Annotated in this window: 5 protein-coding genes and 1 pseudogene; 3 read left to right on the top strand and 3 right to left on the bottom strand. The window is 71.8% G+C overall.

Annotation, left to right across the window (positions count from 1 at the left end; genetic code table 11):
• The first annotated feature begins 313 nt into the window (after positions 1–313).
• Entirely contained in the window at positions 314–763 is a 450-nt protein-coding gene (locus EES42_RS16595) for a PTS sugar transporter subunit IIA (protein WP_124718987.1), read from the top strand.
• Positions 764–839: 76 nt separating this feature from the next.
• A complete protein-coding gene (gene ptsP, locus EES42_RS16590) occupies positions 840–2510 on the top strand; it encodes a phosphoenolpyruvate--protein phosphotransferase (RefSeq protein WP_124718986.1) in 1671 nt (556 codons plus the stop codon).
• A 65-nt stretch (positions 2511–2575) separates the two neighbouring features.
• Here the strand turns inward: ptsP and EES42_RS16585 are convergent, their stop codons facing one another.
• Positions 2576–3538, bottom strand: coding sequence for a hypothetical protein (locus EES42_RS16585; RefSeq protein ID WP_124718985.1), 963 nt, complete (start codon positions 3536–3538; stop codon positions 2576–2578).
• Between the two features lie 51 nt (positions 3539–3589).
• Positions 3590–5566, bottom strand: a complete 1977-nt coding sequence (locus tag EES42_RS16580; RefSeq protein ID WP_124718984.1) for an acetoacetate--CoA ligase — start codon at positions 5564–5566, stop codon at positions 3590–3592.
• Positions 5567–5788: 222 nt separating this feature from the next.
• On the opposite strand from EES42_RS16580, the gene EES42_RS16575 reads away from it, so the two are divergent.
• On the top strand, positions 5789–8149 hold the full coding sequence (locus EES42_RS16575; protein ID WP_124718983.1) for a glycoside hydrolase family 31 protein: 2361 nt from the start codon (positions 5789–5791) through the stop codon (positions 8147–8149).
• A gap of 35 nt (positions 8150–8184) precedes the next feature.
• Here the strand turns inward: EES42_RS16575 and EES42_RS46150 are convergent.
• Positions 8185–8253 (bottom strand): annotated as a pseudogene (locus tag EES42_RS46150) (NUDIX hydrolase); the annotation flags it as partial.

The following is an 8253-nucleotide window of genomic DNA, read 5'->3' as shown; positions in this document are numbered from 1 at the left end:
AGTCCGACTCTATCAGTCCTTTTCGCTTTCCTTGACCAGCCCCTGCAGGCATGCAGGTGCCGAGTCCGGGTTAGGGTCAGGGCTTAAAAGTCGCCGCCGACCCCCGACTCAAAGTCGCGTTGGGGTCAGGCAGGAGTATGAGAGTACAGGCCGCCGAGAGTCGAGGCAAATCGTTTCCGGTATGCCTCTAGGGCCGCGAACCGCCAGGACTCGGGCGGAACCGGGACTTCTTATGACTTACGCTGCTGAACAGCACGCCGTCGCCCACAGGCTGTGACGGCGCCGATCAAGCTCCACCCCTGGGAGGCTCCCTATGACCACTGTGACGTCCCCTCTTGCCGGACGTGCCATCGGGCTCGCTGCGGTACCGGATCCGGTCTTCTCCGGCGCGATGGTGGGTCCTGGCACCGCCATCGATCCCGTGCGTGAGCCGTCCGAGGCGGTGTCGCCGGTCGACGGCATCATTGTCTCCCTGCACCCGCACGCCTTCGTCGTCGTGGACGGGTCCGGGCACGGGGTGCTCACGCACCTCGGCATCGACACCGTTCAGCTCAACGGTGAGGGATTCGAGCTGCTCGTGAACAAGGGGGACACGGTCACGCGTGGCCAGGGCATCGTGCGCTGGGACCCCGCGGCCGTCGAGGCGGCCGGCAAGTCGCCCGTGTGCCCGGTCGTCGCGCTGGAAGCCACCGCCGAATCCCTCTCCGACGTCCGCGAGGACGGCGACGTGAAGCTCGGCGACACCTTGTTCGGCTGGCAGTGACGAATCCGGATCGATGACAGCCGACTGGATATCCACCGCGGGGGCACGGCCCGCCGCACGACCGGAGACGGGTGACATGGAGACAACGCTGCGAGGCGTCGGCGTGAGCCACGGGGTGGCGATCGGCGAGGTGCGTCATATGGGTACGGCGGTGCTCGAACCGCCGGCCAAGCAGATCCCCGCCGAGGAGGCCGAGCGCGAACAGGGGCGCGCCCGGCAGGCCGTGGAAGCCGTGGCGGCCGACCTGATCGCGCGCGGCAACCTGGCCGGTGGCGAGGCTCAGCACGTGCTCGAGGCCCAGGCCATGATGGCCCAGGACCCTGAGCTGATGGCGGACGTGGAACGGCGTATCGCCGTCGGCAGCACCGCCGAGCGTGCTGTCTACGACGCGTTCGCCGCGTACCGGGCGCTGCTCGCCAACGCCGGGGAGTACCTGGCGGGGCGCGTCGCCGACCTCGATGACGTGCGCAACCGGATCGTGGCCCGGCTGCTCGGGGTGCCGATGCCCGGTGTGCCGGACAGCGACGAGCCCTATGTACTGATCGCGCGGGACCTTGCGCCCGCCGACACCGCGCTGCTCGACCCGGCTCTGGTGCTCGGCTTCGTGACCGAGGAGGGCGGGCCGACCAGTCACAGCGCGATTCTCGCCCGGGCGCTCGGGGTGCCCGCCGTCGTGGCGCTCCCCGGTGCCGGTGAGCTGGCCGAGGGCACGGTCATCGCCGTGGACGGCAGCACCGGTGAGATCTTCGTCGAGCCGAGCGCCGAGAAGCGTGCGGAGATGGAGAGTGCCGCCGCCGCGCGCAAGGCCGCGCTGTCGGCCTCGTCCGGCCCGGGTGCGACCTCCGACGGTCACAAGGTCCCGCTGCTCGCCAACGTCGGCGGGCCCGGCGACGTACCGGCGGCGGTCGAGGCCGGTGCGGAAGGCGTGGGGCTGTTCCGTACCGAGTTCCTGTTCCTCGACGACAGCAAGCAGGCGCCGTCCGAGGAGAAGCAGGTTGCGGCCTACCGCGCGGTGCTGGAGGCGTTCCCCGAGGGGCGTGTCGTCGTACGGGTGCTGGATGCCGGGGCCGACAAGCCGCTGGACTTCCTGACCCCGGCGGACGAGCCGAACCCGGCGCTGGGTGTGCGCGGGCTGCGGAGTCTGCTGGACCACCCCGATGTGCTGCATACCCAGTTGACCGCGCTGTCGAAGGCGGCCCAGGGGCTGCCGGTCCACCTTGAGGTCATGGCGCCGATGGTGGCGGACCGTGCGGATGCCAAGGCCTTCGCCGACGCCTGCCGTGAGGCCGGTCTGCAGGCGAAGTTCGGTGCGATGGTGGAGATTCCGTCCGCCGCACTGCGGGCGCGTTCGATCCTGCGGGAGGTGGAGTTCCTCTCGCTGGGGACCAATGACCTGGCGCAGTACACCTTCGCCGCCGACCGTCAGGTGGGTGCGGTGTCGCGGCTGCAGGACCCGTGGCAGCCGGCGCTGCTCGATCTGGTGGCGCTGTCGGCCGAGGCGGCCCGGGCCGAGGGCAAGAGCTGTGGTGTCTGTGGTGAGGCCGCCTCCGATCCGCTGCTGGCCTGTGTCCTGACGGGGCTGGGCGTGACCTCGCTGTCGATGGGTGCCGCGTCCATTCCTTATGTCCGCGCCACGCTGGCCAAGTACACGCTCGCGCAGTGCGAGCGTGCCGCTTCCGCCGCTCGTGCGGCGGACTCCGCCGAGGAGGCGCGGGTCGCGGCCCAGGTGGTGCTGTCGGGCGAGTAGTCCCGCGGCGTTGTTCGGTGAAGGGGCTCCCCGCCCCTGTGGTGGCGGGGAGCCCCTTCGGCCTGTCAGTGGTGCGATTCCGGTGCGTCCGCGCCGAGGTCGAAGCCGGCGCAGTACTCCACATGTGACTCCGGGGCGACCGGTTCGCCGGTGTCGGCGTCGGTGCAGTAGGCGCTGAAGACCTCACCGGCGCTGAGCGGGGCCAGGGCGCCGCGGGTCAGGCGCCAGCCGTGCACCCGGTCCTGGGTGCCGGGGCGGCTCGTTCGGAGTACGACTCCCCCGGGCCTTTCGAGGGCGATGCCCACGGCGAGCACCGTGACGAACTCCGCCCCCTCCTGCGTTTCGAGCCGGGCCGGCCCTGCGCTGTCCCGTTCGGTGTGCAGGACGGCGAGCAGGTTCTCGTTGTCGGTGGGGGTGCTGCAGACCAGGTGGTGGGTGCCCGGGCCGGCCGTCTCCAGCATGCGGAGCAGCAGGTGCGAGGCCCGGTCGAAGGCGGCCTGGCCGACGTCCTTGCCGCAGTCCGCGCATTCGCCGAGGCCGGCCAGGATCATCGTGGCGTACTCCCAGGTGGCCCGGCGGACGGCCCGGCTGACCAGGAGCGGGATCAGGGTGTCGATGGGTTGTCCGGTGTACGCGACGGTGGCGCCGGCCGAGGCGATTTCGGCGGTGAAGCGGCTGCGGCTGGCCGGGGTGTCGGGAGCGAGTCCCGATTCGGCGCAGTACTCCGCGTACTCCTCCGGGTCGAAGAGCGCGACCGTGGCGTGCATGCCCTGTGCGGAGAGGGACTTCAGCAGGACTTCGACCTGCTGGAGATAGACGGTGTGGTCGTCGAAGGTGAAGGTGCGGTAGCGCCGCATCGCCGCGAAGTCCTGCTCGTCGGCCAGGAGGCCGATGGTGCTGGGTGCTTCGCGGCGCAGCGTGCGTCGCATGGTTGTGCCGGACCGGCGGTACCCGCCGGGCCTGCCGTGCTTGCTGTCCCCGGTGTTCCTGATGTGCGCCATGACTCCCCCAAGTGCGCTGTCGATCATTGCTCACTCAGAGTAATCAAGGGTACTGACAACGGGGACGGTCGGAGACGGTCAGTGTCGCTTGCGGGCGAGGTCCTCGTAGAAGTGGAGGAGTTCGAGGTTGTCGATCGAGCCGGGGTTGACCGCCTTGGCGAGGGCCGTGCCCTGCAGGAGGCGTTTGACCGGAACCTCGATGCGCTTGCCGGTGAGGGTGTGCGGGATGCCGGGGACCTCGATGACCTCGTCCGGGACGTGGCGCGGGGAGAGGTTCTCCCGGATGGTGCGCTTGATGCTGTCGCGCAGCGCGTCGTCGAGCCGCGCGCCGTCGGCGAGGTGGACGAAGAGCGGCATCCAGTAGCCGCCGTCGGGCTCTTCGAGGCCGATGACGAGGGATTCGCGGATCTCGGGGAGCCGTTCGACCGCCTCGTAGATGTCGGCGGAGCCCATCCGTACGCCCTGGCGGTTGAGGGTGGAGTCGGAGCGGCCGTGGATGACGACCGAGCCGTGTTCGGTGATGGTGATCCAGTCGCCGTGGCGCCAGACGCCGGGGTACATGTCGAAGTAGCTGTCGTGGTACCGGCTGCCGTCGGGGTCGTTCCAGAACCGGATGGGCATGGAGGGCATGGGTGCCGTGACGACGAGCTCGCCGACCTCGCCGATGAGCGGTTCGCCCGCCGGGTCCCAGGAGCGGAGGTCGGTGCCGAGGCAGGCGGCCTGGAGTTCGCCGATGTGTACGGGGAGGGTGGGAACCGCGCCGGCGAAGCAGCTGCAGACGTCGGTGCCGCCGCTGACGGAGGCGATCCACAGGTCGGCGTCGACCTCGTCGTGGAGCCAGCGGAAGCCGTCGGGCGGGAGCGGGGAGCCGGTGGTGGCGACGCACTGGACGCGCGAGAGGTCGAGATCGCGGCCCGGGTGGATGCCGGCCTTCCGGCAGGCCATGACGTAGGCGGCCGAGGTTCCGAAGAGGGTTGCTCCGGTCTGTTCGGCGACGCGCCACTGGGCGCTGACGTCCGGGTAGCCGGGGCTGCCGTCGTACAGCACGAGGGTGGTTCCGGTGAGGAGGCCGGAGACGAGGAAGTTCCACATCATCCAGCCGGTGGAGGTGTACCAGAAGAAACGGTCCTCGGGGCCGAGGTCGCAGTGCAGGCCGATCTGCTTGAAGTGTTCCAGCAGGATGCCGCCCTGGGACTGGACGATCGCCTTGGGGAGCCCGGTGGTGCCGGAGGAGTAGAGCACCCAGAGCGGGTGGTCGAAGGGGACCTGCTCGAAGACCGGCTCGGTGTCGGCGGACGTGAGGGCGGACCATTCGAGGGCGCCCTCGGGGGCTTCGGTGCCCAGCAGCGGGATGTGGACGACGGCGCGCAGGGTGGGGAGTTCGCGGCGCAGTTCGGCGACGGTGTCGGCGCGGTGGTGTTCCTTGCCGCCGTAGCGGTAGCCGTCGACCGTGAAGAGGACCACGGGTTCGACCTGCTGGAAGCGGTCGAGGACGCTGCGGGCGCCGAAGTCCGGGGCGCAGGACGTCCAGACGCCTCCGACGGCAGCGGTGGCGAGGAGGGCGACGACGGCCTCGGGGATGTTGGGGAGGTAGCCGCTGACCCGGTCGCCGGGGGTGACGCCGAGTGCGCGGAGTTCGGCGGCGAGCGAGCCGACCCGGCGGCGGAGTTCGGACCAGGAGACGGGGATCTGGGTGTGGGTCTCGTCGACGTGGAGCAGGGCGGGGGCGTCCGCGCGCAGGGGGTCCTCGGCGGTGCGCAGCGCGTGCTCGGCGTAGTTGAGTGTGGCGCCGGGGAACCACTGGGCGCCGGGCATGGTGCGGTCGGCGATGACGGTCTCGTACGGGGTGGAGAACCGTACGTCGAACCAGTCGGCGACGGCCTGCCAGAAGGTGCCGAGTTCGTCGACGGACCACTGGTGCAGCGCCGGGTAGCCACCCTCGGCCGGGGCTCCGTAGCGCTGGGCCGCCCAGCTCTGGAAGCGGGTGACGGCGGCGGCCGCGATGCGGTCGGGGCCGGGCTGCCAGAGGGGGGCTTCGTTGGCTGCTGCGGTCATGGGGCGGCTCCCTGGCTGTACGGGTACGCGGGATGGGCGTGGGTCCGCGCACACGTGCTGGGGTGTGCGCGTGAGGCGGCTTTTACGGACGATGCCATGTGATCGTCTTTCGCACCAGGGTTCCCCACCCATGCCCGTGTGTCCGGACATGTGGTCCGGCCACGGGTGAACGGAAGTTGAACGGAGCCCTCATCCGCCTCGCCGGATGGCAGGCTGAGCTGCATGGACGGTCGTGACCTGGTGCGCTCGGTGAAGATGGTCGGTTCGGTGCGGGGACTGCGCTCGGTGCGCTCGTCCTGGCGGCGCCGCAGTGCGGATGCGCGGGCGCTGCCCCGGCGTGGTGCGGAGCGGGCGCGGGTGCCCGGTCTCGTGGTGGGGGCGGAGCCGGGGCCGGGCGGGGGTGTGGTGCGGTTCGCCCGTTCGGAGTTGCGGGTGCGGGTGGCGGTGGGCGGTGCGGTGTTCTGGGGCTGGGACGGGGCGGAGCCGTTGCCGTCGTACGCGCTGCCCGGTGCGGTGCCCGAGCCGGATCCGCGGGCCTTGCTGGAGCCGGACAAGGACGGCGGCTGGCAGGTGGTGTCGGAGCGGCTGACCGTCGCGGTGTCGCGGCACGGGGCCGTGGAGCTGCGTACTCCGGGCGGGGTGGTGCTCCGGCGCGAGCTGCCGCCGCGCTGGTGGGAGCCGGTGGCGGGGGGTGATGCCCGGTGGGTGCAGCGTTCCGAGGTGCCGGCGGACGCGCGGTTCTTCGGGCTCGGGGGCCGGGCCTCGGGTCCGCGGCTGCGGGACGGTGTGTACGAGCTGTGGAACACCGATCCGGGTGGGCGTTTCGGTCCGGGTGACGATCCGCTGTATCTGACGATGCCGGTGCAGCTCGTGGTCTGTGACGCGGGGACTCATCTGGTGTTCCACGACAACACCTGGTCGGGGCGGGTGACGCTGCGCGAGGGCGAGGAGGGGGCGGGTTCGGGTCATGACCGGCCCGGGACGTGCGAGGTGCGGATGGACGGGGGGCCGTTGCGCTGCTGGGTGGTGGCGGGTACGCCGGCCCGGGTGTTGCAGGGCTGGACGGCTCTGACGGGTGCTCCGGCGGTGCCGCCGTCCTGGGCGCTGGGTCCGCAGCACGCCCGGTGGGGGTTCGGGAGCGAGCGGGAGGTGCGGCGGGTCGTCGCCGGGTACCGGGAGCGCGGGCTGCCGTTGTCCGTGCTGCATCTGGACATCGACCACTACGACGAGCACCGGGTGTTCACCGTCGACCGGGAGCGCTTCCCCGATCTGCCGGGCCTGGCGAAGGAATTGCGGGAGGACGGCGTGCGGCTGGTGTCGATCGTCGATCCCGCGGTGGCGGCGGAGCCGGGGAACGCGGTGTTCGACGCGGGGGCGGCGGTCGGGGAACGCGGCGCTTTCGTCCGGGACGCGCGGGGGCGGGTGGTGCGCGGGGAGGTGTGGCCGGGCGAGTGCGTGTTCCCGGACTTCACCGATCCGCGGGTGCGGGAGTGGTGGGGCGGGCTGTACGAGGAGCGGCTGGCGCAGGGGTTCTCGGGTGTGTGGCACGACATGAACGAGCCGGTGTCGTTCGCGGCGTTCGGGGATCCGTCGCTGCCCCGGTCGGCGCGGCACTCGCTGGAGGGCCGCGGGGGTGATCACCGAGAGGCCCACAACGTCTACGCGCTGGCGATGGCGCGGGCCGGGTACGAAGGGCTGCGCCGGCTGCGGCCCGAGGAGCGTCCGTTCCTGTTCTCGCGTTCCGGCTGGGCGGGGATGCAGCGTTACGGGGGCACCTGGTCCGGTGATGTGGAGACCGGCTGGCCGGGGCTGCGGGCCTCGTTGGCGCTGGTGCTGGGGCTGGGGCTGTGCGGGGTGCCGTACTCGGGGCCCGATGTGGGCGGGTTCGACGGGTCGCCGTCGCCCGAGCTGTATCTGCGGTGGTTCCAGCTGGGTGCGTATCTGCCGTTGTTCCGTACCCATGCGGCGATCGGCGCGGGGCGGCGGGAGCCGTGGGAGTTCGGGCCGCGGGTGCTGGAGTACGCGCGGGCGGTGCTGGCGGAGCGGGAGCGGCTGCACCCGTACTTCGTGACGCTGTCGCGGCTGGCCGGGCTGACCGGCGCTCCGTACGTGCGGCCGCTGTGGTGGCGTGCGCCGGGGGACCGGGCGCTGCGGGAGTGCGAGGACGCGTTCCTGCTGGGCGACGCTCTGCTGGTGGCTCCGGTGCTGGAGCCCGGCGCGGATCGCCGGGCGGTGCGGCTGCCCCGGGGGCGTTGGTACGACACGGCGACCGGTGAGGTGTACGAGGGGCCGGGGCAGGTGTTGCTCGATGCGCCGCTGTCGCGGGTGCCGGTGCTGGCGCGGGCGGGTTCGGTGCTGCCGGTGCGGGGTGCGGACGGTGGTGTGGAGCTGGAGGTGTGGGCTCCGGTGGCGGGGCGCAGCGGGAGCGGGCTGGTGGTCCTGGACGCCGGGGACGGCTGGGAGCGGGCGGAGGTCGAGCGGTACACGTCGCGGCTGGTGGACGGGCGGGTCGTGGTCGAACGGGAGGGCCGGGAGGGGGAGGAGGGGGCGGTGGCGTATCCGGTGCGGGTACGTGGTCTGTAGCCGGTTCGCGGTGTGCGGCGAAGCCGTCGGTCCGGTCAGCGGTAGCCGCCGTCGAACCAGGTGCGGACGGCGCGGGTGTGCAGGGGGAAGGCCAGCTCGGCGGG

The sequence above is a fragment of the Streptomyces sp. ADI95-17 genome (assembly GCF_003846175.1).
Classification (GTDB): Bacteria; Actinomycetota; Actinomycetes; order Streptomycetales; family Streptomycetaceae; genus Streptomyces; species Streptomyces sanglieri.
Note: the sequence above shows the minus strand (reverse complement) of the source record. Positions and strands in the feature narration are given on the sequence as shown.